Genomic DNA, 26601 nt, shown 5'->3' on the forward strand with positions numbered 1-26601 from the left:
TGTTAGTAATCGCTGTTGGTGAAAGGCGCTAGATTTTAAAAACTCCAAACCTCGCACCAAAACCTATAAATAACCTTTTTCCTGCAAGCCGCAGTGCAGTAGATTCATTAAACTAAATCCATGATCGACAAAGCCTGATTATCTATGCTGTAGGTCGTCATTTATGGCGACAGTCTTTTTGTTATTGGAATAGACGCGCTAAAGCATGACCTACAAATAGCCGAGAACCTAGTATCATTTTCCTCTAAAGCGCAGCGCCTTTTGAGTTTTGTGTGAGCTAATCACTTTTTCGGTAACAAGGTAATTTTGCCAAACACGCTGGCATCTATAAATCCACGGTTTCTGTCACCGTTAACGGGTTGTATTTCGTGAGAGCCCATAAAGTGTTCGCGTACTTCACTGCCGTCGTTATCGCAGTAAGCGAGCATAAAGCCGATCACTTGTTTTGCCGTTAATTTAAGCGGGGTGTTTTGCGCGCCTTCTTGGTAATCATTCGGGTAGAGCTTAATGGCCACTTCCCACGTGATATTATAAGGCGCTTGAGTATCGCGTTTCCAGTTACTAACTAGGTGATCTGTGTATAAGTGGGCTTTTTTATCTGGGCCATAATCGGCGGCTTGGTTATCAAGGCCGATGTGATAGGCAAATGCGGTATGGTTAAATTGATGGTTGCCGCCGGATGCATCACTATCAATAAAGACTTCTAAGGCATCATCGTCCCAGTATTTATCTGTAGGGTTTGGATGAGTATCAATCAGCACATCATCAACAATATCGGCTTGCAAATACAAGTAATTTTCATCCCATAATAAACGGTAGCGGCCTTTAAAGTCGGCTTCTGATGATGGAAGTGTGGCATCCATTAAATGAGGCATAGAGTGCCACTTGGCTTTGTCCCATGTATTTTCAGCCACACCGTCAATACTGATAGGCGTTGCTCATTAATAGGCTTAAAGTAAGCGCGACTGTTTTCATGTCATTCTCAAATGTTTAGTTTGTTTATAACTCAATAGCCGATCTTCCGCACCCATTTTAAGAATAAATCCGCTGATATTTTTCGCCTAAACAGTCAATAATGGTTTGATTGCGCGGCTGCATATTCGCCACTATGGGTGGTTTATCTGGTATGTACATGAGGATGATATGCTCGAAGCACTGGAACACCCAGCGTGCAGTGGGGCGTTGGCCCGGCTTGTATTTCATTGTGGGGAAGTAGCATTTTTTCTCGACCAAGGTTTTACGGATTTGGTGCTCCAGCCCTGCATACACCATTAAGCAGCAGGTCATCACCATGAGTAAGGCTTCAATGCGTTCGGGTTTTTTAAGGTAAATGGCGCCGGTCAAAAAATCGGGACTTTTTAAAAAGCGGAAGCCTTTTTCCACATTTTGCTGCGCTTTGTAAGTACTCAGCAAGCTGGCCATATCAAGGTGGTCGCTCACATCATTGGTGGCAATAATAAATAACCCCAGTTGTTGCAACGCGCTTTCCCGTGCCGCTAACAGTGTGCACAACACGCCGGTTATCTGATACTCGATACGCTCAGGTAACTGCCCTGCTTTAGGGCGTCCTGCGCCTTTATAAACAGCGACCTTGAGAACGCTCGCATCGACGTCACAGACCGTTTGTTTGCCACGCCATTTGCCAAGGGCTGCTTGCGCATCTTTTTCGCAAGCAAAGCGTTGTTGGCACAGTTTTTTAAAGCTTTTGCGGGCAACTTCTCCGGCTTTTAGCATACGCTTGTTCAGGTTATGCTGCTCTCGTTTATACGCCTGCTCACTGCGAATGAGTAGCCATTTTTGTTTCACCCCCCCGTATTCACTGTCATAACTCACGCCTTCATAGCTAGGTGAGATGGGGGTAAAATTCAAGTTAGGGGCTTGCTTAACAAGGGTTTTAGCTTCTTTGAGGGTTTGCGATACCCGCGTAATGAACAGTTGGCCTTGAGTATGTAAATCTTTAATGGTTTCTTGCACATACAAGGCGGCATCGGCCACAAAGTAGCGGCTGGCTTGCGCGGCTTTTAAACTGCCAATATGTGCTTTTACAATCTGTTTAAAGCCTTCCATGTCATTACTGTTGCCACTGGCAGGCTTCATATAAACCGGTATGCCGGATTGGTTCTCACAGATAAGATTGAGTATCACTTGGTTGAGCTCAGGGCGATGGTCGCGCGAATAGCCTTTGGCGATACGGATAGGTTTTGGTTCGTCATCATCAGGCTCGCTTGTCGCTTTGCCATCGTAATGAAAGCTTGTTGAATCAAGGTGTAAAGCTTCGGTTTGTAACCCTAATTTCTCTACCACCGCCTCACCCAATTGCTGATACAGCTTCGATACGCCGTATTCATATAAGGTGTCTAAACAGCGACCAAGCGCATCGTCGTTGATGTGCTCGGACTTTACGCCTTCACCAATTAATCTATCAAGCGGCTTGCCTTGAAAATACTCGCTGTACATATGCAGTGTGCGGCCAGTGAAACCTAGGCCGTTTAGCACCATAGCCAACACTAATTGACCACAACTGATGTTGCGCTCAGGCGCCACGCCACCGAGTGCGTTATCAATAATATCGACAAAACCTAGATCGTGACAAAATCCAGCAACTAAGCCGTGGTGTTCGAGTTTTTGGGCATAAGGGATAGACATAAATACGCGCTCTCAAAAGAGAGTAATAGATCAAATATGGGGATCGCCGTCAAGTATTTTTTAACAACAACAGTCTAACCGCTCAATTAATGAGCAGGTTTAATTCAAAATAGGGGTGCGGAATGACAGCAATAGTGATCGAAATAAAAATTGAAAACAATAGACACAATGTTTAGCTATAAAATTAGCAGCAATCGTATCAGTACCCAAGTGTCGCGTTATAAAGCGATACTTTGCCCTTCATTTAAAATATACAGCGGGATTTGCGAGTTCATTTTTTTATGCATGTGTAATAAACGCAGCAGTGCCGAATGGCTGCTGTGATCGCCCATCTGCCAACTTGAGTTGCCATAACCCCAAGGTATCAAGATTTTACAGTTAAGCTCTTGTGCGGCTGTTAAGGCATCTTCTGGAGTGGTGTGTACATAACGATACCAGTTACCGTTTTCTTCATGGTAATAAGAAGCTATTGGTATGAGGCAGATATCTAGATCACCATATTTTTGTTGAATATCTTTAAAATGCTGGGAGTAGCCAGTGTCGCCTGCAAAGTATAAGGTGCTGCCATTTTGTTCAAGCAGCCAACCATTCCATAAATCTTTATCGTGATCTTCGTAAATAAAGGGTACTAGCACTCGGCTGCTAAAGTGGTGTGCAGGTAGGGCATGAATGGTTAGATCATCAATTTTAGTATTTGCATACCAAGCCATTTCATTAATGTTAAAACCACCGGCTGGAAAATTATCTGCCATCCCGAGCGGGGTTAAGTAGCGAGGCTGATTGCCAATTTCTTTAATATCAGCTTTATTGAAGTGATCGTAATGAAGATGCGAGTAAATTACTGCGTCTAGATTATTAAGCTCGCTTTCGCTAAGCCAGTCCCCAGGTTTGCGGTAAAATCCATCGACAAGCCGGAAGGCTAAATCAACAGGGGAGTCAAATTGCTCTTTTACCGGATCAAATACCACCTGTTGGCCGTTGGGGGTGTTGATCATAAATCCGGCATGGCCGAGCCAACGAACAGTGAAGCCAGTATTGAGTTGTGGATTTGGTTGCTTACCTTGATATTGACAGTTTTCAGAAGCTGTATCACATATCAAGCTCGCGTTTTTTGGGTAACAATCACTTTCACAGCTTATAAGGTAAGTTTTTTTCCTGGATAAAGGTTGTGGTAGCGCCCTGCGCGCTCCCCCTTTTGATGCAGTGGCACAACGGTATCAGCACCAGCAATTTTTTGCACATGATTAGCCGTGCTACACGCAGCTAATAAACTTGATGCGATAATTAAACTAACTGCATGTATTTTCATTGTTTAATGTTTTTATAATTCTGATTAGGTAGAAGTGTAGCAAAAATAGCCGATGAAAAAACACTTAAAAAGTAACAAGATATAACAATAAAAAAGCCTGCGAAATCGCAGGCTTAATGTATTCTTTTCTCGCCAACTCGCCAACTCGCCAACTCGCAGCTGATTTACCCTGCTTTATTCATTTGCTCAATAAATTTATTTGAATCAGCAATCGACTTATTCATATCATCCATTAACACTTTAATATCACGTTTTAAGTTAGTAAATTCACCTTTTATAGCCGCTACCGCTTGCGCATTTAAGTTATGCTTGAGGTAGAGTACGTTATCCTGAAGGGATGATAATACCGGCTCCATTTTACTCTCAGCACTGCGCATTGAACGAAGAAGTTGATCTAATTGTCGTTTAGTGGCATTAAGTTTTTTACTGCTTTGGCGTTTAAGTGATGCGCTGGTGTATTGTTCTAGCTCATCGCTCCATTCATCAAACAAGGCATTGGCCACATCTTCTACTTTATTAATATTATTAGAAACTTCATTTGCGGCTTGTAAGCTTGACTCATAATCATTATTTAGCTGGTTGTAAGCATCTTTTAGCTCACCACCATCAAAATTAATTAATGTGGTCAGTCGTTCAAGTGCTGACTGAAATTCTTGTTGAGATTCTTGTTGTGAGTCTTTTGTTTCTTCCACGCGGTCAATTAAAATATCACGTTTATGCACGCCTACTTTCTCCATTGCTGAATAATAAGCAGACTGACACCCAGACAGCATAAGCATTAACGCAAATATAGTTGTCCCTAATAATGTTTGTTTTTTCATCTGAATTCCTATTTACGAGTTTAATGCTGTAAATTATGGCCTCGATTGTTATTATAATCTAAAGCTCACCAACAAAGTTAATTGTATGAATGATAAGCTCTTCCATTATAAACAGCAAGTTAAGGTGTTTCTAAAGCAGCAGCCCGGCTGGTGGATGCAATATTTAACTCGTTGTATTGACGATCAAATAACCATAAATGCAGGGTATTTAGCCTATGTTACTTTGTTATCGCTGGTTCCGCTGATTGCGGTAGGTGTGGCAATATTTTCTGCATTTCCTGGGTTTGAGTCGACGCGTTTAGCCATTGAGGGCTTTTTGTTTACTAATTTTGTGCCCACTTCTTCCGATGTTATTAAAGAGCATATTAGCTCATTTGCTGGTAATGCGAATCAAATGACGGCGGTTGGTATTGGCTTTTTAGCAGCCATTGCGTTGTTATTGATCCGCAATGTCGATGCCACACTCAATCGTATTTGGCGAATAAAGAAAAAGCGTCCGATGATGATATCGTTTGCTGTGTATTGGATGGTTTTGAGTTTAGGGCCGGTACTGCTCGGTGCGAGTATTGGTGTGACCTCGTATATCGTTTCGCTTGTGTCGTTTGCCGATCAAGGGATCCCAGGGTTTAGTGGTTTTTTATTGAAACTATTACCTTATGCTATTTCTATGGTAGGTTTCATTATGCTCTACACCTTAGTCCCTAATACGCGGGTATCATTTAAAGCCGCTATTCCCGGTGCGCTGTTTGCTGCCTTGTTATTTGAGCTAACCAAGAAAGGTTTTGCTCTGTACATTAGTCATTTTCCATCATACGAAGTAATTTACGGCGCGGTAGCCACCATTCCTATTTTGTTTGTATGGGTATATTTATCGTGGGTGGTGGTGCTACTAGGTGCTGAATTTACCGTGTGCATTAACATGCGGCACTACAATAAAAAAGAGCAACAAGCAGAGGATACAGAGTAAATGCAGGGATTAATTCAACGCGTAACACACGCAAGCGTTGTCATTGAGCAGCAGGTTGTTGGTGAAATAAAGCAAGGCATTGTATTGTTGTTAGGGGTCGAAAAAGAAGACGATGAGGGCATTGCCGATAAGTTATTACATAAAGTCACTAATTACCGAATTTTTAATGATGAAAACGATAAAATGAACCTCAGTCTTAAAGACATACAAGGCGAGCTGTTGGTGATATCGCAATTTACGCTGGCGGCCAATACCAAAAAAGGCATGCGCCCAAGTTTTTCATCTGCGGCAACACCTACTCAAGCAAACAAGCTTTATGAGTATTTTGTTAGCCAAGCAAAAGCAACTGGATTAGCTGTTGCAACAGGGCAGTTTGCTGCGGATATGCAAGTGAGTTTATGCAACGATGGGCCAGTGACATTTAATCTAAAAGTGTAGTTAAGATTAAACGTTATTTTTTGATCACTACAATGTTGTTGGCATAACCTGGAATTTTTTCAATATTAGGTATTTTACCAAAAGTGGTGATTAATAAATGTTCTAACTGCTTTAGTTGCGAATCATGCTGGGATAAAAAATTAATAAATAAATAGCCATTTTTAGCTAAAGCGTTGCGTAGTTTTTCGTAAAAGCGATGTTTATATAAAAATAACGGTGCATCTAATTGGCTAAACAGGTCAAGAATGATCCAATTATATTGTGGGCTATTCTCCAATAAAGCTTCAGCATCAAAACAACGTAAATTCGATGCATGATCACCACCAAAAAAACGTTTATAGCAATGAATGATATTCGGATTTTTCTCTATAGATAGTAGCTGACTATCAGGGTAGGTGTGTTGTAAGTAATTGCGGATAGCGCCGCCGCCTAAGCCAAGTTCTAGTATGGCGTTTGGTGCTGGAAGTGGTTGCCATAATTGCGCTAAGTATTGTAAGTGTGGAAACAGTAAATGGCTTGGGCTGCTTTTCTCTACCACAGACTGCAGTGTTTCGTTTATCAATAACCAACGTAACTGTTTATGCTGGCGCACCTGAATACAATCGGCGCCATATTTGTGCCAATAGAGTAATTGCCCGATGCGATGGCAATCTTCAATAAAGCTGTGTTTAACTGCACCGCTGTCTTCAAAAAAATGTTCCATAGTTACATCAGCATAGACGAGTCAATCTAAAGCGCCAATTTGCGAGTCGCTTTTTATAACATGCAGATATTTTGTATTGCTCACCAAAGTCGTATTCCAAGTTTTTATCAGATGGAGTATGGTAGGTCGCAATAATAAATAGCCGTAGTCTGTTGATGTGATTTTTTAGCAATGAACAGCGGCGTTTTAAAGTACGGTATTAGCACAACAGGAGTGATTATGTTTCAGGTGACAACACCACAAAGTAGTGAAGACTGGCAAGCCTATTATCAATTACGCTGGCAGGTTTTACGTGCTCCATGGGGAGAGCCGCGGGGCTCTGAACAAGACGACTTAGAGCAAGAGGCAGAGCATCGTTTCATTAAAAATAAAGACGGTGAGGTATTGGGTGTTGCTCGTTTGCACTTTAATAATCAGCAGCAGGCGCAAGTACGTTATATGGCGGTCGCAGAGGGCAACCGCAATCAACATATTGGTAGCCGCTTATTGCATGAGCTAGAAAAAATTGCATGGAACCAAGATGCCGATGAATTGGTGTTATTTGCTCGTGAACGCGCGCTCGAATTTTATCAGCGTCATGGCTACGAAAATAAAGAAAAAGCGCATTTAGCTTATGGCGATGTACAGCATTATAAAATGGTTAAACTTAAACCGAGTGAGCCGGGTTGGTTTCGCCACCCTAATTGGACCCAAGTACTGCAAAACACCTGGCGTGAATCAATTCCCATCAGTGATGCAATGGGTATAAAAGTAGAAAGTTACACTGACTGGCAATTTACCACTCGCGCAGATTTAAATGCTAACTTAAATTTGCATAACACCATGTTTGCGGGTTCTATTTATAGCCTTGCCACGTTAACTGGGTGGGGGGCTACTTATTTAGCGTTAAAAGAGGCGGGGCTTGAAGGGAACATAGTGTTAGCCGATGCTAATATCAAGTATTTAAAGCCGCTTAATACCGACCCTAGGGGCTGCGTTGATTTAAGCGGCTGTAAAGGTAAATTAGCTGAGTTAGAGTCAGAAGGTAAGGTAAGTTATTTAGTACCGGTAACTATTTTTGATGGTGATCAGGTCGTTGCTCAGTTTGAAGGGCAGTTTGTGGTTAAAAAGTAATGATAATAAACGAAAAAGCCAAGCGAGTTGCTTGGCTTTTTTATAATTGGTTATTACAGTAAATCAGTGAGTAATATGCCTACACCAACGCGTTCAATATTAGCATTATAATCAATTAAGCTTTCACCATAGCCATTAAAGTATTGCGCATAGCCGCGTACTCTTCCCCATAACGGAAATGACCAATCAAGCTGAATGGCACCACGGTTATCTGAATTTAAATTGTTTCGAGTCATAAAACTAAATTCATTTTCGTGATAGCGGTAAACACCTGAAAACTCAAAGTATCCCATATATTTATAAATATATGGGTTATCATCACCTCGTGAGTCTAACGGATCTTTTTTTCTGTCTTCAGGAATGCGATACCAAGGTTTAAAGCTAAATACAAACCCTTCATTTTCCCAAATAAAATTGGCATATATTCGATTCCATGAACGAGAATTAGCTAGGCTGCGGCCATTTGACTGATGCGAAATACCTAACACAATAGCCATTTCGTCGCCCCATAAAACATGTTCTTGGTCGAGATAATTTATCCAAAATAATTCTGGTTCGTAATTAGTTTCACGAAATGGTGAAGAAATACCTTTGTTATATAATTGCCAATATGACTGCAGCGTAAAACCAAAAAAAATAGCTTGGTCTTGGTCATCAAAATCATCAAACAAAGGCACTTTGATTGAAATCTGATACTTAGCTTCTAAATTATCAATTTGTTCACCAACTGGTTGTTCAGTTGTTGGTTGAAGGTAGTCAAAAGGGCGGGCATTTGGATTAGAAACATAAGATAAAGGTAAAATATAATTACGCTTGTGTGGTGTGATCACATTACGATTTTTTTGACTTACTTTTTCGCGTGCTTGACGTTTGTCTATGGCGGTAAGTTGTTTACTTTCTTCTAGTGCAGAACATTTTTGACGAAGTTGATTGAGTGTTTGCTCACCGTCGCCGGCAATAGCTTCGTTTAAAATACATTGTTTTACCAGTTCGAGGTTATTGTCTTGCTCATTTTGTGCTGTTTCCTCAGCAGTAACAGTGACGCTAAAAAAGCTTAAAAGTAATATCCAGTGACGCCAGCCCATTATAGTTCCTTGGTGAGTGATAGAGAGTGTTATAAAATATTTTTTATTATAACGCTTTTTTAGTGTTTTAATGAGCGCTTTTCTAAAAAGAAAAGCGACCTAAGTCGCCTTTACTATGTAACTGATTGATAATTAACCAGTACACTCTCACGCAATGAGAAGGGTTGAGCTTTACATAAAAATTAAAGCTCAAATACGTTAGTAAAAAATTTATAAAGTTCAGTGCCTTGGTTTACGCTTGCTGAGGCAAAGTGCAAAATCGCGATGGCGTCACAATCAAGTGTGAGGGTTTGTAGAGGCTGCTCGCTGAGGTAGCGCTCCATACGCAATACTTTAGCAATTGGCTCGCCGGCTTTAATATGCCCGCCAAGCGGCGCTATATATTCAACCATGCCGCCCATAGGCGCATAATAAGCAAGGTAATCATTTAAATGACAGCCGTAGCGAACCATTTGTTTTGGTTGGTGTGGTGCATCAAGCAATACTTGCTTATGGTTTAAGTAACTTAAAATGCTATTGGCGTCATTAAAAGCGGCAGCTAAATTTATCTTTTCTTGGCTGCCAAGCTCGACCGTGAACGCTTCAACTTGCACGTTAAACTCACGGCCTTGCTGAGCTAATGCCTCGGTAAGCTGCCACCATGGGCAGAAGCTGGCTTCATCCATGGCGCCATCAAAGTCATTCGGAATGAACAAAACATGGGGAATGTTGAAATAGCTGGCGCTGGCCTTGGCGTAATCTGGACAATATAAATGCTGGCTTGAAATAGGCCCGGTGTGTAAATCCAGCACGATATCAGCTTGGTGCGCGAGTTTTTGTAAATTAAGGGCAATACGCTTACCGGTAGTTAATCGATAAGCTGGGCCGTTGAGTTGTTGATCTACCTCATCAATCAGTGTGGCTTTAAACGCACTTTTTAAGCTTTGCTCATCGGCATCACGGTATTGCTCGGCAAATTGGCTCGCCAGCTGATTATTACAGTGATACATGCGGTTCCAGTTGGTGCCAGTGATTGGATCGAAGCGGCCAAGGGTAAACTCCCCTGATTTTTGATTACAACCAATTGGGTTAGCATACGGCACGAGGGTGATATCACCTTTAAGCTGAAGATTTTTAAGCTGCTCAAGTAGTTGATAAATAACCGCATTGCCTTGCACTTCAGCGCCATGCATATTGGCTTGTATATACACACTAGGGCCTGTGCCATCACCTTTTAAGCGATACACAGGAATTGTCAGCGGCAGGCCGTTGGCGACTTCACCAACCACGATGTTTGCTTGACTGATTGCAGTTGTCATACTCATTTCAATTACCTTAAGTAGTAGCTAGCGGCTTCTGCTTGGCGAACACAGTTAAGCTCGCCATTGTGTATCACGTATTCACCAGCGAGTTCATGGCATAAAAAATACGGCATGCTTTCGCTAAAGCCGTACGCGCCACATTGACTAAACACTAACCAGTCTTGTTCATTTAAATCGTTTGGTAATTGGTGTTTACCTAAACAGTCAAGCGCGGTGCATAAGGGGCCATATAAACTCATTGCTTGATTTGCTGCTGTTGAGTCACGTAATAACTGCGCTGGGAAATTTTGGCTGGTGACGGCAGGGCGTAATAAATGATTAATGCCGCCACTCATAATGACTTGTTGTTGGCCGTAGTTTAATTTGCGCTCAACCACCGCTGTGGCGTAATGGCCGCATTCACCCACCGCATAACGACCAAGCTCCATCCACAGCTCTTCAACGCCAGCATCACGTTTAATTTTTGCAAGGGCTGTAATGAGTTTATCCCAACTTAGAGTCGGATCATTAAGCGTGTAAGGAATACCTAAACCACCGCCTAAGTCGAGTACTTTTAAGTGAATAGCTAAATCGCTAGCAAGTTGTTGCAGTGGTGCAACCATTTGTGACCAAAGCTCGGCGAGCTTGTCACTACTGAGCATATTACCCCACTGGAAAATATGCAGGCCGTCAAAGCTAAGTGCTTTGTAGTCGCTAGTATTTAGCGTTTGCCATTCGTCACAGCCTAAACCAAAGGGGGTAAGACTATCGCCACCAAGGGGGTTTTTTTCACCTTCAGGCCAGCGTAGTTGTACACGTAGCAGCACTTGCAGTTGGCATTGTTGAGCAATGGCTTGCTCATTCAGCCAACGTACTTGATTGAGGCTTTCGGCAACAAAAATACGCACGCCACGCGCAATAAAGTGTTTAATTTGTTTAGGGCTCTTTGCAGGCCCCGTATTGAGCACGCGCTCGCTGTTAATGCCTTGCGCAAGTACTTGTTCAAGTTCGCCTTTGCTTGCCACGTCAAAATTAAAACCTGCGTTATCTAAGCGTTGAATCACTTTAGATAATGGGTTAGCTTTTACGGCATACCACAGTTTTACCTCAGTTTGCGTCACTAAACGCGCTAAATGTGCGTTTAATGTATCAAGGTCGTAAACAAAAAATGGCGTATCAAGTTTAGTTGATAGCTCAGTGATGGCGTTTTTAACATGCGTGCTCAAAAAGCTCATTAACGTAAAACCTCTTCAAGTAGTAATGAGGCATCACTTTGTTCATCGCGGTATTTAACGATTAATGCACATGACATGCTTAAACCTTGCTCGCGAGCCCATGCGTTAGATGCCGGACGAGAACCAGGAATAACAATCGCGTATTCTGGAATTGGCTCGCCTTTATCTAGTTGACGCTCATTGACGCAATCGTATACAGGAATGGTTGCTGATAAACGTACGCCTGGGGCAAGTACGGCACCTTTTTTTACCACTACGCCTTCGACAATCACACAGCCTGCACCGATGAATGCATCATCTTCTACTACCACTGGGCTTGCACCTATTGGTTCAAGTACACCGCCTAGTTGTACCGCAGCACTTAAATGCACGTTTTTGCCCACTTGAGCACACGAACCTACAAGTACATGGCTATCTACCATAGTGCCTTCGTCAATAAATGCGCCAATGTTTACATAGGCAGGCGGCATAATAATAGTCCCTTTGGCAACATGTGCCCCCCGGCGCACACTTGAGCCACCGGGCACCATACGGACACCCTTTTCAACGGTAAACTCTTGTGGTGCCAAGTTGTGCTTATCAACAAAACCACCTGGAAATTCAGTATTGGTGCCGTTTTTAAACGCTTCTAAAATACCTTGTTTTACGGCAACGTTTGCATGCCATTGGCCGCTTTTGTCTTGTGTTGCTGCGCGTACTGCGCCCGATTCTAAATTATTTAATAGTGCTAACCAGCTCATTATAAAAACCTGTGTTTAATGCCAAGATAAAATGGTGTTGTTTGCGTTGTTAATACAATCAGTTTGCGTTAACTCAAGGTGCGTTAAAGGTGGCCGCAAATACGGGCTGTTAATTCGCCCTTGTAAATACATCAATACTTTAACGGGGATAGGGTTTGCCACGGCAAACAAGCTTTGAATGGCTTGTGACCAGTCGGCAAATAAATTGGGGTGCTGGCCACTGAGGCTACGTTTTACAAACTCGTGGGTTTGTACAGGCCACGCATTCGCAGCCACAGACACTAAACCTTTTGCGCCAGCTTGGGCAAAGTATGGCATTAGCGCGTCATCGCCACTAAAAATAGCAAGCGCTGGGGCTGCATTTCTAAAGCCTTCAAACTTGGCAATGTCGCCACTGGCTTCTTTAAGCGCCCATAAGTTTTTATGATCTTTTAAGTTGCTAATAACGGCTGGTGGAATATCAACCGCACTTCGCCCTGGTACGTTATAAAGCATACAAGGGTGCTTACTGGCATTAAGCAAGCTTTCAAACCAGTGGGTTTGGCCAACTACGCCTGGCTTGGCGTATAGGGGAGAGCCCAGCAAATAACCGTGAATAGGTAATTGGTTGCAGTATTCAACCCAAGCTATCTGCTGTTTGAGGTTCATGCCGCCAACGGCAACCATTAAGGGGACGGTTGGTGCCAATTGGCAAACATGTTCAACAATCGCTTGTTGCTCTTTGAGGGTAAGGGCTAAGCCTTCACCTGTGCTACCTAGTAACAAAATACCATTATTGGCCGCTTCTTGTTCAGCTACTAGGGTATTTAATGCTGCGTAATCAACGAGGCCATCTTGATCAAATGGGGTGATCAGCGCAGTCCACAATGGATAGTCGTTTAAATTGAAGTTATTGATCATCTCTCACGAACTTATAAGTAATTCGAAGAGTTAAGGCATTGTATGAATACAGCCGCATTAACATCGTTCGAATGAATAATTCGAAGAGCGAATGGGCTTAAATAACAGGGCGCATGGCCTTATTATACTAAGACCAGAAGCTCTCCACCAAATATGTTATTGGTGACAGTCGCTAGGATTCAACCTAGTCGCCCGAAGTAACCTTTCACAAAAAGTATTACCTCTCGGCGTTAATTCCCCTTACGTATGCTCAATGGAGTTTGTGCTCCTAACATACGCTACCTGAATAACGCACCTCTTCCAGCCCTTTGCACTTGCTGTTGAAAAACCAATTAGCAAATACAATGTAATAGGGTAAGTAAGGCGATTAAACCACTTTAGCCGTCTAGGTGTCAAGTGACTAAATACAGGTTAATTCATCTTAATTGACAGCTGTTACGTATTGGCTGCTTTTCTCGTACACTAGTACTATGGTCGAAGTAAGGCATTAAGCAGATGGAAAAATTTAGCGATATTTATAAGCGAGCAGTAGAGCGAAAGGGCTCTGAAAAAATGCTTAAGTTATTACTTGCAAAACCCTTATCAACACAGCAACTCATTGCACTAAGTGATGATGATTGGTTAGAAGAATTTACTCGCAAGGTATTTCAAAGTGGTTTTTATTGGTCGGTGATTAATAGTAAATGGAGTGGCTTTAGAGAGGTTTTTTGGGACTTTAATGTTGAAAAATTACTGATGATGCCACCGGATATGCTTGAGCAAAAAGCCAGTGATGAGCGGATTGTACGTAATTTTAAAAAAGTAAAAACCATTACTGAAAATGCCTACATGATCCATGAAATTGCACAGCAGCATGGCAGTTTTAGTCAGTTTATTGCTAGTTGGCCAAGCGAGGATATTATTGGCTTGTGGGCGTATTTAAAAAAACATGGCGCGCGTTTAGGGGGGAATACGGGCCCGTATACTCTGCGTGCCTTAGGGAAAGATACTTTTTTACTTTCTCGAGATGTAGAAGGTTATTTACGTGCACACAAAATTATTGATGGTGGGTTGCAAACTAAAAAATCATTGAGCGCAGCACAAGCTTTTTTTAATCAACTACAGCAGCAAAGTGGCTTAAGTATGCAAGAGCTAAGCTTAATTGTTGCTTATGGTGTAGGCGACAATCGAGTGGGAATAAGCCAACAACAATAGGATTAATGATGAAATTAATGCCAAGGTATACCGACATTGGTGAGGGTTTTGCCCTTGTTGATCATCCGGCCAAAGTGGCAGCGCCACAATTATTGTTATGGAACGATCGCTTAGCAGAGCAATTTAATATACAGGTCAGTAGCGAGTCATGCGCAAACATATTCAGTGGCAATGAAATCCAAGCTATTCCTGCCGTTGCGCTGGGGTATTCTGGTCACCAGTTTGGGCATTTTTCTCCTCGTTTAGGCGATGGCAGGGCGCACTTGTTAGGCGCTATTAGCGATGATAAAAACCAGCTTTGGGATATTCAATTAAAAGGTGCTGGCGCTACGCCATTCTCACGTGGTGGAGATGGCCGCTGTGCGTTAGGCCCTGCCATTCGTGAGTACGTAATGAGTGAGGCAATGCATGCGCTTGGCATACCTACAACCCGTTGTTTGGCTGTGGTGGGCAGTGGCGAAACGGTTTATCGTAACCCGCCACAACCAGGCGCTATTGTAACGCGACTCGCAAGCAGTCATATACGGGTGGGCTCGTTTCAATATTTAGCCACCCAAGGTGATGTTGCTAGCTTAAAAAACTTGGCCGACTCAGCCATTCAAAGACACTATCCTGAGATTAATAGTACGGGCGCTCAGCGTTATTTAAATTTTTTAGCCGCAGTGATTAACAGCCAAGTTAAATTAGTTGTGAGTTGGATGAGGGTGGGTTTTATTCATGGCGTTATGAACACGGATAACACCCTTGTTAGTGGTGAAACCATAGACTATGGCCCATGTGCGATGATGAATCAGTTTGATTTTGATACCGTGTTCAGCTCTATTGATAAACAAGGGCGTTACGCGTTTGGTAATCAGCCAAATATGGCTAGTTGGAACTGCGCACGTTTAGCCGAAAGCTTAATGCCTTTAATAAGTGACGATGATGAGCAAGCGGTGGCAATGATGACCCCTTTAATTGCAGATTTTTCAACGCAATTTGATCAACAATTTAGCGCTATGTGGGCGCAAAAGTTAGGGTTAACAGTCGCGCATGAGAAAAATAATGAGTTGGTGGGGGAGTTGTTAGGGTTATTGAAAAAGCACCAGCTTGATTACACTAATACGTTTAATACCTTAACCGAGTCGTTAAATGGACAAGCTGAAATACCATCAGTCCTTAGTGAGTGGGTTAAACTGTGGCAAATATACACAGGTGAGCATAGCTATCAGATGATGCGACAAGCAAATCCGAGTGTTATTCCACGTAATCATCTTATCGAAGACATTATTACTCAGTATATTACTCAGGGCAGTAGTGAGCTGCTAGCGCGCTTTAGTAAAGTGATGGCGACACCTTACATGAGCAGTGTGGAAGCTAAAGAGTTTCAAAAGCCCCCAGAAGATGATAAAAATTACCGTACATTTTGTGGTACTTGAGTATTTTTTTTATGTGTTAAAGTAAATATGAAGGATCATTTTTACTATGGCAGTGTTTATCTATAGGGCAAACTATAAACGGGTGCTATCATCATGTTTATAAAGGCTGGCGTTCGAATGGTTTGAAAACGATTATTTGCCATTTGCACTGTTATTTGCAAAACGGTATACAGTTAAACCGTTTAAGTTTATTTAAAATATTGAAAAATATATTCTACGTTAAGTATTGATTAACAAATGCTTTGGTATTGTATAAAGAATAGGTAGAGCTAAAACTTAATTAGCTACATTTTTAGTTGTTAAACTGGGAAGAAAACAATGAAATTAAAATCACTTACAATTGCCATCGCGTTAGCTGCAACTAGCGCATCATCATTCGCTGCTGAAAAAGAAGGTTTTTACATCGGTGCGTTTGGTGACTACTATGACGCTTCATGGAAAAACATGCGTGAGCAAGCAGGTCTTGACGTTAACGAATCAACAGGTTGGGGCGCAGAGCTTGGTTACCGCTTTAACGATTACTGGAGTGCGCGTTTAGAATACGCTGATATGGACTTTAATGCACACGACAAAGTACTTAATAATCGCAACAATATCGACGGCGAGCGTTACGGTATTGATGCACTTTACCACTTTGGTGGCGGTCCTTTTTACGGTTTATTTGGCCTAAAAGAGATTGATGTTGTAGATGAAAATACATTTGCTAATGCTGGTGTAGGTTACCGTCATTTTATCACTGACGGGTTATTTGTGAATGCTGAAACCAGTGTTTACCAAGGTCTTGATAAAGGCTATACCGATGTAGGCGCTAAATTAGGTATAAACTACTTTTTTGGTCAAAACACCGCACCGGCAGCCGCTGTTGAGCCTGCACCAGAGCCTGTAGTAGCCGCCACACCAATGGATAGCGATAACGACGGTATTTACGATGGTGACGACAAATGTGCTAATACGCCAATGACAGATGCCGTTGATAGCTTAGGCTGTACTGTATATGAAGAGAAAGAAGTGACCGTTAACTTATTAGTTACTTTCCCTTTTGATACTGCTGAAGTACCGAATAGATATTTTAATGACATCGCTCAAGTTGCTCAGTTTATGAAAGAATATACTGATGCAACGGTTGTATTAGAAGGCCATGCTTCTGCATCGGGTGATGCAAAGTACAATATGGCGTTATCTAAAAAACGCGCAGAAGATGTTGCTAAAGAGCTTATCAAAGATGGTATTGCACAAAACCGTATTTCTACAAAAGGATATGGGGAAGAGCGTTTGAAAAATCCTGCAAATACAGCACAAGCAAATGCAGAAAATCGTCGTGTAGAAGCACAGATCACATCTGTTCAAAAAGTAGCAGTTAAGCGTTAATATTTTTTAAATTTATTAAAAACCCAGCTTCAGCTGGGTTTTTTTATGTCTAATAAATAGTAATGATTCGCAGTTAATTGGTATTCATATGAATGGTGTTTTACTTAACAGTTATTCATATTATTTATAATGAGTATAATGTTTTGCTTGACTGGATGGATTTTCATCTATATTTAAAAGCTTTATAATCGATAGTCTTTCAGGTCACCAAGAGGGTAATATTGTGCTACAAGAATATCGTAAACACGTAGAAGAGCGTGCCACATTAGGTATTGTACCCGCGCCATTAGATGCTCAGCAAACGGCTGATCTTATTGAGTTAATTAAAAATCCACCGGCAGGTGAAGAAGAATTCATACTAGAACTACTCATTAACCGTGTACCAGCAGGTGTTGATGATGCAGCATATATTAAGGCCGGCTTTTTAGCCGCTGTTGCAAAAGGTGAAACTGTTTCTCCATTGATATCAAAAGAAAAAGCTGCTGAATTACTGGGTACTATGCTGGGTGGTTATAATATTGCTCCCATGATTGAACTACTTGATAACGAAGCGTTAGCGCCAATTGTAGTAACAGGCCTTGCAAACACCTTATTAATGTTTGATGCGTTTTATGATGTAGAAGAAAAAGCCAAAGCCGGTAATGCATACGCTAAACAAATTATAGAGTCTTGGGCTGATGCGCAGTGGTTTACTAGTAAGCCCAAAGTGGCTGAAAAAATCTCCGTTACTGTGTTTAAAGTAACGGGCGAGACTAATACTGATGACCTATCACCTGCCCCCGATGCATGGTCACGCCCTGATATTCCTCTTCACGCGTTAGCCATGCTTAAAACTGAGCGCGATGGTATTCATCCTGACAAAAACGGTGAAGTAGGTCCAATCACTCAGCTTGAACAATTAAAAACCAAAGGCTTACCACTGGCTTATGTTGGTGATGTTGTCGGTACCGGTTCTTCGCGTAAATCGGCCACTAATTCTGTGCTTTGGTTTATGGGCAAGGATATCCCGTTTGTACCAAACAAGCGTGTTGGTGGAGTATGTTTAGGTAATAAAATTGCGCCTATTTTCTTCAATACCATGGAGGATTCAGGTGCATTACCAATTGAATTAAATGTTGATGAGTTCAATATGGGCGACCAAATTGATATCTACCCTTATGAAGGTGTGGTTAAGCGTCACGGTACCAATAAGGTGATCTCAACATTTGCACTTAAATCAGACGTAATTCTTGATGAAGTGCGTGCAGGTGGTCGTATTCCGCTGATCATTGGTCGTGGTCTTACAGATAAAGCACGTACCTCACTAGGTTTAGGTGCTAGTGACGTATTTAAAGTACCCGCAGTGACTGAAGTGACTGATAAAGGGTTTACATTAGCGCAAAAAATGGTGGGTAGAGCATGTAATGTTGCCGGTATTCGCTCAGGCCAATACTGTGAGCCTAAAATGACCACTGTTGGCTCGCAAGATACGACAGGGCCGATGACTCGCGATGAGCTTAAAGACTTAGCCTGTTTAGGTTTTTCAGCTGATTTAACCATGCAGTCTTTCTGTCATACATCGGCTTACCCTAAACCGATTGATGTTAATACGCATCACACGCTGCCTGATTTCATCATGAACCGCGGTGGTGTATCACTACGCCCAGGGGATGGTGTTATTCACTCATGGTTAAACCGGATGTTGTTACCCGATACCGTAGGTACGGGGGAGATTCTCATACTCGTTTCCCATTAGGTATTTCATTCCCAGCAGGCTCAGGTGCGGTAGCGTTTGCAGCAGCAACCGGTGTTATGCCACTTGATATGCCTGAGTCAATTTTGGTGCGTTTTAAAGGTCAAATGCAACCAGGTATTACACTACGTGATCTTGTGCATGCAATCCCTTACTTCGGTATTAAAGAAGGCTTATTAACGGTTGAGAAAAAAGGTAAAATTAATGAATTTTCTGGTCGTATATTAGAAATTGAAGGGGTTGAGCACTTAACGGTTGAGCAAGCGTTTGAATTATCAGATGCATCAGCAGAGCGTTCAGCGGCGGGTTGTACTGTTAAGCTTTCAAAAGAGTCAATCTCTGAATACTTAGAGTCTAACATTGTTATGCTTAAGTGGATGATTTCTCAAGGTTATGGCGATGTACGTACCATTGAACGTCGCATTACTGCAATGCAAGAATGGTTAGTTAACCCAGAACTTATGGAAGCTGACAAAGACGCAGAGTACAAACATGTGCTTGAAATCGACTTAGCTGAGATTAAAGAGCCCGTACTGTGTGCGCCAAATGACCCTGATGATGCGCGTTTACTGTCTGAGGTAACTGGCGAGAAAATCGATGAAGTATTTATTGGTTCTTGTATGACCAATATAGGTCACTTTCGTGCAGCGGGTAAGTTACTCGATGGTTTTAAAGGGCGTATTCCAACACAGCTTTGGGTTGCGCCACCAACGAAGATGGATAAAGACCAGCTGACTGATGAAGGTTACTACGGTATCTTTGGTCGTGTTGGTGCACGTATTGAAACGCCAGGGTGTTCATTGTGCATGGGTAACCAAGCGCGTGTTGCAGATAAAGCAACGGTGGTATCTACTTCAACACGTAACTTCCCTAACCGTTTAGGTACAGGCGCAAATGTATTCTTAGCATCAGCAGAGCTTGCAGCCGTGGCAGCAATTTTAGGTAAGTTACCAACGCCTGCTGAGTATCAACAATACGCTGCAAAAATTAACGCAACCGCAGCCGATACTTATCGTTATTTGAACTTCCACCGTATGCCTCAGTACACTAAAAAAGCGGACAAGGTGATTATCCAACAAGCGGTATAATAATAGTGTTTGTTTAAAAACCCGCTTTAGCGGGTTTTTTATTAGCTATAAAAATATTAGATAGATAATGCTATATTTACTGGATGGAAGTATTAATTCTCGTTAAATGTCGGGATTAATGCAGATAATAAAGCAAAAAATCCTTTCTATATGCATTAAAATCCCTGCAAATATTATCATTATTATAAGCAGGATTTTATGACCGCATTAAACAACCAGAATTTACTGCAACTTCGTTTTATTAACCAAGCCAATATTGATTTGGTTAAACCTTCTTTTGATAACTTACCTGCAAATCCTTATGCAGATGGTGCATTTCGTAAACGCCGTTATTCAGTGGTTAAACTACAAAATGGTGAGCTTAATCTTCAAGCGACCAAAGCGTTTGTACAAGACGATTCGATTAATACCTTTCAAGGTAATGTTGAGCGTACTTACGAAAACTTAGAGCAAAGCTTACTTGATTCAAATGGCATGAAAAGCATTGTTAGCGAATTTGCAGCGATCACTGGCATTGACGCAGACCGTGATATTGAAATTCACCAATTTAGAATGCTTGCCATTGATAGCGATACGCCAGCAGCCCCAGAAGGGGTGCATCAAGATGGGTTTGATCATGTATGTGTGTGTGGTGTTTCTCACGAAAATTTAGAAGGTGGTGAACTATTGGTATACGAAAACCAACAAGCCGAGCCTTGTTTTAAAATGGAAATAAAAGACGGTATGTTTGCACTAATTAATGACCGTCAGGTATGGCATAACGCCACACCAATGAACAAAATTGATGCCGACAAACCAGGTTACTTGGATTGCTTTGTACTAACTGCTTAAGAGAAATAAAATGAATTTAATGCAACTGCGCGCGCAATTTCCCGCTTTAATGCAAACTGTTGATGGTAAGTCACCGGTATTTTTAGATGGGCCAGGTGGCTCACAAGTACCTCAATCGGTACTAAGTGCCATGACCGCTTATTTAGGACATTACAATTCAAACTTGGGGGGGCGTTTTTCTCAAGTGATAAAACGGTTGAGCTAATGGCCAATGCGCGTCAAGCCGCGGCTGATTTATTAAATGCACCCAGTGCACAAAATATTGTGTTTGGCCCAAATATGACCAGCTTAACGTTTAGTTTTAGCCGCGCTATTTCGCGTAATTGGCAAGCAGGTGATGAAATTATTGTAACCAATAGCGATCACTTTTCAAATGTATCGTCTTGGCAGCAAGCCGCTGAAGATAAAGGCGCTGTGGTTAATACTGCGCTAATTAATGAAGCTGACTGCAGTTTAGATATGGCGCATTTTGAAAGCCTACTAAACAGCAACACTAAATTGATTGCCGTTACGTATGCCTCAAATACCACGGGCTCTATTAACGATATTAAACGTATTATAGAGCTGGCTCACAATGTGGGTGCGTTGGTGTATGTTGATGCAGTGCATTATGCACCCCATGAACTGATTGATGTACAAGCACTCGATTGCGACTTTTTAGCTTGCTCTGCGTATAAGTTTTTTGGCCCGCACTTAGGCATTGTTTATGGTAAAACTGAGCATTTAGAAGGGTTTACACCTTATAAAGTAGAACCTGCAAAAGATGTTGCTCCAGGTCGTTGGGAAACTGGCACACAAAGCTTTGAAGCACTTGCGGGCTTTATTGCGGCGGTTGATTATATTGCGGCAATAAGCGAACTTGATGACAACCATTCGCGTCGTGAAAAACTAACTGTTGCGTTTGCTAAAACAAAGCAACACGAAATGGCGCTCAGTGAATACTTTTTAACACGCCTTGTTAATTACCCGCGTATTAAGTTGTTTGGTATTGATGATTTAGAGCGTTTAGCTGAACGTACCCCAACTTTTGCTTTAACCTTTGCAGGGCTGGAGCCACGTCAGGTGTCTGAGTTTTTAGGGAAGCAACATATATGTGTGTGGGATGGTAACTTCTACGCGCAAGGCTTATGCAAGCAATTGGGTGTATTGGATACTGGCGGCGTTGTACGCATTGGCTGTATGCACTACAACACCATCGAAGAGCTAGATAAGTTATTTGATTTGTTTGATGAACTGATTTGAAGCTGTCAGCTATAAGTCATAATTAGAGTTATAAGTCATAAGCGGTAAGTTTTAAGCTGCCCGAGACCTTTTTAAGTGTTGACATAATAATGTGCAACACTCAAGTTGGCTTACCGCTTACCGCTTACCGCTTACCGCTTACCGCTTACCGCTTACCGCTTACCGCTTACCGCTTACCGCTTACCGCTTACCGCTTACCGCTTACCGCTTACCGCTCAGGATTGTGGTTGCCCATATATTTGCTCTGCACGGTTAAACAGCACCCATGAGGTTAAAATATATTTATCATTCGACACTGGCTTATTACCACGATGGGTATGAGTAAAGTAACCAGGGGCAATCACCATGGTGCCTTTTTTCGGAGCTATTTTACGATTTTGATAATAAAACTCGGTTTCGCCACCATGTTCTACATCGTTTAAATAAAACATAAATAATAATACGCGATGCAGCGCTTCATTATGTTGTAGCTGCGGGTACACTTCACTGTGCCAATACGGGTAACCGCCTTTATTTACCTCATACTTTTGCGCTTGAATATTACCGAGTCGAAAAATTTGCTGCACCAATAAAGGAAGTTGCGGTTTACCCACTTCGTCATAGTTTGCGTGGGTTAAATCAACCGGTTGCCCTGTTTTTGGGTGGTATACCTTTAAACCAAATGCGCCAATCATCATAAAAATATGTTCTTCAATGTAATTAAAAACATACTGTGCAGTAGTTTGTTGAATATGTTTTAATTGCTCTGCGTATTCAGGATGATTGTTTAAATATAAGTCGTGGCTATCTTTTTTATTAAGATCTATGCCGCCCGATGTCATCCCTTGTTTTATATGCGGGCTTTGCGAAAAGGTAGTGATAAAGTGATCGCAAAAGTCATTACTGAGCGCGTTGTCATACACGCGGATAAAGTCCGTCATGAGTTACCTGTTTAATTATTATTGGATTATTATGTTTACTGAAAAAGTGATGCCGCGCTTTAGCGAAACGGATGCACTCGGACACATTAACAATACCGTACTCCCCGTTTGGTTTGAAGCCGCCCGAGTCCCTATTTTTAAATTTTTTACCCCTGATCTCAATCCACACAACTGGAAGTTAATTATTGCTAAAGTAGAAGTATCGTTTGTCGGTGAGCTGTTTTATGCCCATGAGGTGACGATTAACACCTGCATAGAGCTGATTGGTAATAGTTCATTTGTGATCCGCCAAGAAGCATGGCAGCAAGGTAAATGCTGCGCCATTGGTAAAACGGTGATGGTACGTTATGACTTTGCAAGCAAAGCAAAGCAAACCCTTGCGGCTGATGAAAAGGGCGCATTGAACGATCATCTTGTTACAGCGAGTTAGCTGTGACAAGCAGGGTGTTTAGTTAGGTATTGCCCTAAGGCTATTACTTGCTTTTGATTAAAGCGCAGCCCAAGCTTTGTTCTGCGCCATAGAATATCAGCGCTGGTTTTTGCCCACTCATGCTTGATCAAGTAATCAACTTCTTGGGCATACAGACCGTGACCAAAATGATAGCCTAATTCGCCGATTGATTTGCTGTTATCCAGTATTTGATAACTTAGCGTACCATAACTGCGAACCATGCGTTTTAAGGTGTCGATTGGCAACCATGGGTAGCTGCTTTCTAACTGTGCGCTAAGGTGTGCTTGGTTACTAAAGTCTCCGCCGGGCAAAGGCGCATCTTTCGTCCATGGGCCACTCATTTTTGGATGAAAGCGGGCTAATTGATTAACGGCGTTTTCTGCAAGCTTTCGATAAGTGGTAATTTTGCCACCAAACACACTCAATAATACGGCGCTGTTAGTGTCGTTGTTTAATATCAGCTTGTAATCACGGGTGACTGCTTGAGCATCTGTTGATTTGTCATCTAATAGTGGGCGCACACCACTAAATGTGTGCACAATATCGGCCGCGCTTATGACGTTCTTAAAGTAATGATTGGTAATACTGATCAGGTATTGTATTTCTTGTTCACTAATTTTCACCTCAGCAATATCGCCGGTGTATTCTTCATCTGTGGTGCCAATCAATGAGTAATCTTGCTCATAAGGAATGACAAACACGATACGTTTATCCTCGTTTTGTAAAATATAGGCAACCAGCTGGCTATGGATCCGAGGCACCACAATGTGACTGCCTTTAACAAGGCGAATAGTATGTGGTGAGGGCTGAGTAAATACATCTTCAAATAATGACGCGACCCAAGGACCCGCTGCATTTACAATACTTTTGGCTTTAATGTGCAGTTGCTGTTTGCTGGCTTGTTGCTCTAAAATCACATCCCAATCATGAGTATTACGGGTTGCTTTAATGCAGCGTGTACGTGTTGCAATGGTGGCGCCTAAATTATGAGCTGCCTGTGCGTTTAAAATCACTAAACGTGCGTCATCAACCCAGCCATCAGCGTATTCAAAGCCATGAGTTATACTGTTGTTAAGTACTACACTATTGTTGTCAAATTCAATCGCTTTTGAGGCGGGTAAGGTGTCACGTTTTGCTAGGTGATCGTAAATAAATAACCCCAGACGAATCATCCAAGAAGGGCGTAAATGTGTTTGGTGCGGCAGTCGAAATGACAGCGGCCACATAATATGCGGGGCTTTTTTTAATAGTATTTCACGTTCACGTAATGCCTCTCTAACTAACCTGAACTGATAATTTTCTAAATAACGCAGCCCACCATGAATAAGCTTACTGCTATTGGAAGAAGTGGCAGACGCTAAATCATTCTGCTCACACAGGAGTACTTTTAATCCGCGACCACTAGCATCTGCCGCTATTCCGGCCCCATTGATACCGCCGCCAATGATGAGTAAATCATATTCGTTGTCGTGTGCGTTCATAGATTCCCTTATTAACCAGAGCTGTCACTGCTATTAGTGAGTCTAACTTGTGCAATGCAATGTAGCCACTTTGCATATAAATCGTTGCGCTCTTCACTGCTCATGGTAGGTTCAAAACGACGATCGCTTTTCCACATGCTGGCAAGCTGTGCCGTTGATTTATACACGCCAGTTTGCAGGCCTGCTAAGTAAGCAACACCTAGTGAGGTGGTTTCGGTTAGGGTTGGGCGCTCAACACTGGCGCCTAAAATATTGGCTAAAAATGCCATTGCCCAATTATTGTTTGCCATGCCGCCATCAACGCGTAATATGCTAGGGCGAAGCCCGTCACCCTCCATGGCTTTTTGTAAATCTTTGGTTTGATAGCCCACCGATTGCAAGGCCGCTGCGACTATGGTGCTAATGCCTGAATCTCGGGTTAGGCCCAAAATTGCGCCTCGGGCATTTGCATCCCAATAGGGCGCACCTAAGCCTGTAAAAGAGGGAACCAGAAATACCCCATGATCCAAGGGAACATTTTTGACGAGGGCTTCACTTTCACCTGCATTTTCTAATAGTTTTAAACCCTCTACAATCCACTGCATGGTGGCACCGGCCATAAAAATACTACCCTCAATGGCATAAGTTGGTTTGCCATTGAGTCGATACGCAACAGTGGTTAATAAACGGTTATTTGACTTAAGCGCTTTTTCACCGGTGTTAAGCATTAAAAAGCAACCTGTTCCGTAGGTACTTTTTGCCATCCCTTCTTCAAAACAGGCTTGGCCAATTAAAGCCGCTTGTTGATCGCCCGCAATGGCGCTAATTGGAATTTCACCACCAAATAGCTCGCTTGCAGTCACCCCAAAGTCAGCGGCTGAGTCCATTACCTCAGGTAACATAGATACTGGAATATCAAATAAGCAGAGTAACTCTTCATCCCAACATTGCTGATGAATGTTAAACAGTAAAGTTCGTGAGGCATTAGTGGCATCGGTTTTATGCACTTTACCGTCGGTTAATTGCCATAGTAAGTAGCTATCTACCGTACCAAAGGCCAGTTCACCTGCCTGTGCTTGCTCTTTAGCGCCAGTGACGTTATCTAAAATCCAACGAATTTTGGTTGCAGAAAAGTAAGGATCGAGCACTAAACCGGTTTTATCATTCACCATTTGTGTATGCCCAGCATGACGTAAACTATCGCAGTACTCACTGGTGCGTCGGTCTTGCCACACAATCGCGTTATAAATAGGTTGCCCGGTTTTTTTATTCCACACTAAGGTGGTTTCTCGTTGGTTAGCAATGCCGATGGCAATAATGTCGGCGGCAGTGACTTGTTGCTGCGATAATACGTTTTTAACGCTGGTTAACACGGTTTGCCAAATATCTACAGGGTCATGTTCAACCCAGCCATTATGTACAAAGTGCTGCGGGAAGGTGTGTTGAGCTGTACCAAAAACCTCGGCATCTTTAGTGTATAAAATAGCCCGAGAGCTTGTCGTTCCTTGGTCAATCGAGAGTATGTATTTGGACATAAAAATAGTGTTGTTTAATGTAGATAAAGACAGCTTGTCTTTAAGCTAAACGAATAGCAATGCTTTTACAGCACAATGGTTAAAATTATAGATGAGCGCAAGGCTGGGGAGGGGATGAAAGCTCA

General features: G+C 42.2%; 19 protein-coding genes, 4 pseudogenes and 1 riboswitch. Of the genes and pseudogenes, 10 read left to right on the forward strand and 13 right to left on the reverse strand.

From position 1 onward, the window contains the following. Nucleotides 1-281: 281 nt before the first annotated feature. The 4 genes and pseudogenes from AC6H44_RS00300 to AC6H44_RS00315 all read right to left on the reverse strand — a co-directional run. Nucleotides 282-938: pseudogene (locus AC6H44_RS00300) on the reverse strand (CBM9 family sugar-binding protein); the annotation flags it as partial. Between the two features lie 94 nt (nucleotides 939-1032). Then, complete coding sequence (locus tag AC6H44_RS00305) at nucleotides 1033-2646, reverse strand: IS1634 family transposase (protein ID WP_500736774.1); 1614 nt, start codon at nucleotides 2644-2646, stop codon at nucleotides 1033-1035. Between the two features lie 218 nt (nucleotides 2647-2864). Continuing rightward, nucleotides 2865-3955: pseudogene (locus tag AC6H44_RS00310) on the reverse strand (MBL fold metallo-hydrolase). 164 nt (nucleotides 3956-4119) lie between these two features. Next, the gene (locus tag AC6H44_RS00315; RefSeq protein WP_500736775.1) at nucleotides 4120-4776 is read right to left on the reverse strand and encodes a DUF2959 domain-containing protein; all 657 of its coding nucleotides are present in this window, start codon (nucleotides 4774-4776) and stop codon (nucleotides 4120-4122) included. An 85-nt stretch (nucleotides 4777-4861) separates the two neighbouring features. Between AC6H44_RS00315 and AC6H44_RS00320 the strand changes: the two genes are divergently transcribed. Then, nucleotides 4862-5743: a virulence factor BrkB family protein gene (locus tag AC6H44_RS00320; protein WP_500736776.1), complete on the forward strand. Its 882-nt coding sequence runs from the start codon at nucleotides 4862-4864 to the stop codon at nucleotides 5741-5743. Continuing rightward, the gene (dtd, locus tag AC6H44_RS00325; RefSeq protein WP_500736777.1) at nucleotides 5744-6181 is read left to right on the forward strand and encodes a D-aminoacyl-tRNA deacylase; all 438 of its coding nucleotides are present in this window, start codon (nucleotides 5744-5746) and stop codon (nucleotides 6179-6181) included. Nucleotides 6182-6194: 13 nt separating this feature from the next. Here the strand turns inward: dtd and AC6H44_RS00330 are convergent, their stop codons facing one another. After that, nucleotides 6195-6884, reverse strand: a complete 690-nt coding sequence (locus AC6H44_RS00330) for a spermidine synthase (RefSeq protein ID WP_500736778.1) — start codon at nucleotides 6882-6884, stop codon at nucleotides 6195-6197. Between the two features lie 219 nt (nucleotides 6885-7103). Between AC6H44_RS00330 and AC6H44_RS00335 the strand changes: the two genes are divergently transcribed. Continuing rightward, complete coding sequence (locus tag AC6H44_RS00335; RefSeq protein ID WP_500736779.1) at nucleotides 7104-7997, forward strand: bifunctional GNAT family N-acetyltransferase/hotdog fold thioesterase; 894 nt, start codon at nucleotides 7104-7106, stop codon at nucleotides 7995-7997. 53 nt (nucleotides 7998-8050) lie between these two features. Here the strand turns inward: AC6H44_RS00335 and AC6H44_RS00340 are convergent, their stop codons facing one another. The 5 genes from AC6H44_RS00340 to dapA all read right to left on the reverse strand — a co-directional run bounded on the left by AC6H44_RS00340 (nucleotide 8051) and on the right by dapA (nucleotide 13237). Further along, nucleotides 8051-9082 carry a phospholipase A gene (locus AC6H44_RS00340; RefSeq protein ID WP_500736781.1) on the reverse strand — a complete coding sequence of 344 codons (1032 nt, stop codon included), beginning with the start codon at nucleotides 9080-9082 and terminating at the stop codon, nucleotides 8051-8053. A gap of 182 nt (nucleotides 9083-9264) precedes the next feature. Next, nucleotides 9265-10386 (reverse strand): succinylglutamate desuccinylase/aspartoacylase family protein, encoded by a 1122-nt coding sequence (locus AC6H44_RS00345; protein ID WP_500736783.1) that lies wholly within the window; start codon nucleotides 10384-10386, stop codon nucleotides 9265-9267. A gap of 5 nt (nucleotides 10387-10391) precedes the next feature. Further along, complete coding sequence (locus AC6H44_RS00350; RefSeq protein WP_500736785.1) at nucleotides 10392-11597, reverse strand: PLP-dependent decarboxylase; 1206 nt, start codon at nucleotides 11595-11597, stop codon at nucleotides 10392-10394. Beyond that, a complete protein-coding gene (locus AC6H44_RS00355) occupies nucleotides 11597-12337 on the reverse strand; it encodes a 2,3,4,5-tetrahydropyridine-2,6-dicarboxylate N-succinyltransferase (RefSeq protein WP_500736787.1) in 741 nt (246 codons plus the stop codon). Before AC6H44_RS00355 ends, AC6H44_RS00350 begins: the two co-directional genes overlap by 1 nt. Before the next feature lie 15 nt (nucleotides 12338-12352). Continuing rightward, the gene (dapA, locus tag AC6H44_RS00360) at nucleotides 12353-13237 is read right to left on the reverse strand and encodes a 4-hydroxy-tetrahydrodipicolinate synthase (protein ID WP_500736789.1); all 885 of its coding nucleotides are present in this window, start codon (nucleotides 13235-13237) and stop codon (nucleotides 12353-12355) included. 129 nt (nucleotides 13238-13366) lie between these two features. Further along, nucleotides 13367-13545: riboswitch (Lysine riboswitch) on the reverse strand. 187 nt (nucleotides 13546-13732) lie between these two features. On the opposite strand from dapA, the gene AC6H44_RS00365 reads away from it, so the two are divergent. The 6 genes and pseudogenes from AC6H44_RS00365 to AC6H44_RS00390 all read left to right on the forward strand — a co-directional run bounded on the left by AC6H44_RS00365 (nucleotide 13733) and on the right by AC6H44_RS00390 (nucleotide 22110). Further along, a complete protein-coding gene (locus tag AC6H44_RS00365; RefSeq protein ID WP_500736790.1) occupies nucleotides 13733-14431 on the forward strand; it encodes a DNA-3-methyladenine glycosylase I in 699 nt (232 codons plus the stop codon). 8 nt (nucleotides 14432-14439) lie between these two features. Further along, nucleotides 14440-15849: a protein adenylyltransferase SelO gene (locus AC6H44_RS00370; RefSeq protein WP_500736792.1), complete on the forward strand. Its 1410-nt coding sequence runs from the start codon at nucleotides 14440-14442 to the stop codon at nucleotides 15847-15849. A gap of 318 nt (nucleotides 15850-16167) precedes the next feature. Continuing rightward, nucleotides 16168-17217 (forward strand): OmpA family protein, encoded by a 1050-nt coding sequence (locus AC6H44_RS00375; RefSeq protein WP_500736794.1) that lies wholly within the window; start codon nucleotides 16168-16170, stop codon nucleotides 17215-17217. 223 nt (nucleotides 17218-17440) lie between these two features. After that, nucleotides 17441-20037 (forward strand): annotated as a pseudogene (gene acnB, locus AC6H44_RS00380) (bifunctional aconitate hydratase 2/2-methylisocitrate dehydratase). A 198-nt stretch (nucleotides 20038-20235) separates the two neighbouring features. Next, nucleotides 20236-20868 carry a 2OG-Fe dioxygenase family protein gene (locus AC6H44_RS00385; RefSeq protein ID WP_500736796.1) on the forward strand — a complete coding sequence of 211 codons (633 nt, stop codon included), beginning with the start codon at nucleotides 20236-20238 and terminating at the stop codon, nucleotides 20866-20868. A gap of 10 nt (nucleotides 20869-20878) precedes the next feature. After that, nucleotides 20879-22110, forward strand: a pseudogene (locus AC6H44_RS00390) (cysteine desulfurase-like protein). 215 nt (nucleotides 22111-22325) lie between these two features. On the opposite strand, the gene AC6H44_RS00395 reads toward AC6H44_RS00390, so the two are convergent. Further along, a complete protein-coding gene (locus AC6H44_RS00395; protein WP_500736797.1) occupies nucleotides 22326-23030 on the reverse strand; it encodes a 2OG-Fe(II) oxygenase in 705 nt (234 codons plus the stop codon). Between the two features lie 31 nt (nucleotides 23031-23061). Here AC6H44_RS00395 and AC6H44_RS00400 point away from each other — a divergent pair, with 31 nt between their 5' ends. Next, nucleotides 23062-23460 (forward strand): acyl-CoA thioesterase, encoded by a 399-nt coding sequence (locus tag AC6H44_RS00400; protein ID WP_500736798.1) that lies wholly within the window; start codon nucleotides 23062-23064, stop codon nucleotides 23458-23460. Here the strand turns inward: AC6H44_RS00400 and glpD are convergent. Both glpD and glpK read right to left on the reverse strand, forming a co-directional pair. After that, nucleotides 23457-24962: a glycerol-3-phosphate dehydrogenase gene (glpD, locus tag AC6H44_RS00405; RefSeq protein ID WP_500736800.1), complete on the reverse strand. Its 1506-nt coding sequence runs from the start codon at nucleotides 24960-24962 to the stop codon at nucleotides 23457-23459. The genes AC6H44_RS00400 and glpD overlap by 4 nt on opposite strands. A gap of 11 nt (nucleotides 24963-24973) precedes the next feature. Then, a complete protein-coding gene (glpK, locus tag AC6H44_RS00410; protein WP_500736802.1) occupies nucleotides 24974-26476 on the reverse strand; it encodes a glycerol kinase GlpK in 1503 nt (500 codons plus the stop codon). Between the last annotated feature and the right edge of the window lie 125 nt (nucleotides 26477-26601).

The organism is Pseudoalteromonas sp. TAP-3C (genome assembly GCF_059888565.1).

Bases quoted from the DNA above. Each gene is read 5' to 3' on its own strand.
- AC6H44_RS00305 (WP_500736774.1), bottom strand. From the start codon at position 2,646: ATGTCTATCCCTTATGCCCAAAAACTCGAACACCACGGCTTAGTTGCT.
- AC6H44_RS00315 (WP_500736775.1), bottom strand. From the start codon at position 4,776: ATGAAAAAACAAACATTATTAGGGACAACTATATTTGCGTTAATGCTT.
- AC6H44_RS00320 (WP_500736776.1), top strand. From the start codon at position 4,862: ATGAATGATAAGCTCTTCCATTATAAACAGCAAGTTAAGGTGTTTCTA.
- dtd (WP_500736777.1), top strand. From the start codon at position 5,744: ATGCAGGGATTAATTCAACGCGTAACACACGCAAGCGTTGTCATTGAG.
- AC6H44_RS00330 (WP_500736778.1), bottom strand. From the start codon at position 6,884: ATGGAACATTTTTTTGAAGACAGCGGTGCAGTTAAACACAGCTTTATT.
- AC6H44_RS00335 (WP_500736779.1), top strand. From the start codon at position 7,104: ATGTTTCAGGTGACAACACCACAAAGTAGTGAAGACTGGCAAGCCTAT.
- AC6H44_RS00340 (WP_500736781.1), bottom strand. From the start codon at position 9,082: ATGGGCTGGCGTCACTGGATATTACTTTTAAGCTTTTTTAGCGTCACT.
- AC6H44_RS00345 (WP_500736783.1), bottom strand. From the start codon at position 10,386: ATGAGTATGACAACTGCAATCAGTCAAGCAAACATCGTGGTTGGTGAA.
- AC6H44_RS00350 (WP_500736785.1), bottom strand. From the start codon at position 11,597: ATGAGCTTTTTGAGCACGCATGTTAAAAACGCCATCACTGAGCTATCA.
- AC6H44_RS00355 (WP_500736787.1), bottom strand. From the start codon at position 12,337: ATGAGCTGGTTAGCACTATTAAATAATTTAGAATCGGGCGCAGTACGC.
- dapA (WP_500736789.1), bottom strand. From the start codon at position 13,237: ATGATCAATAACTTCAATTTAAACGACTATCCATTGTGGACTGCGCTG.
- AC6H44_RS00365 (WP_500736790.1), top strand. From the start codon at position 13,733: ATGGAAAAATTTAGCGATATTTATAAGCGAGCAGTAGAGCGAAAGGGC.
- AC6H44_RS00370 (WP_500736792.1), top strand. From the start codon at position 14,440: ATGAAATTAATGCCAAGGTATACCGACATTGGTGAGGGTTTTGCCCTT.
- AC6H44_RS00375 (WP_500736794.1), top strand. From the start codon at position 16,168: ATGAAATTAAAATCACTTACAATTGCCATCGCGTTAGCTGCAACTAGC.
- AC6H44_RS00385 (WP_500736796.1), top strand. From the start codon at position 20,236: ATGACCGCATTAAACAACCAGAATTTACTGCAACTTCGTTTTATTAAC.
- AC6H44_RS00395 (WP_500736797.1), bottom strand. From the start codon at position 23,030: ATGACGGACTTTATCCGCGTGTATGACAACGCGCTCAGTAATGACTTT.
- AC6H44_RS00400 (WP_500736798.1), top strand. From the start codon at position 23,062: ATGTTTACTGAAAAAGTGATGCCGCGCTTTAGCGAAACGGATGCACTC.
- glpD (WP_500736800.1), bottom strand. From the start codon at position 24,962: ATGAACGCACACGACAACGAATATGATTTACTCATCATTGGCGGCGGT.
- glpK (WP_500736802.1), bottom strand. From the start codon at position 26,476: ATGTCCAAATACATACTCTCGATTGACCAAGGAACGACAAGCTCTCGG.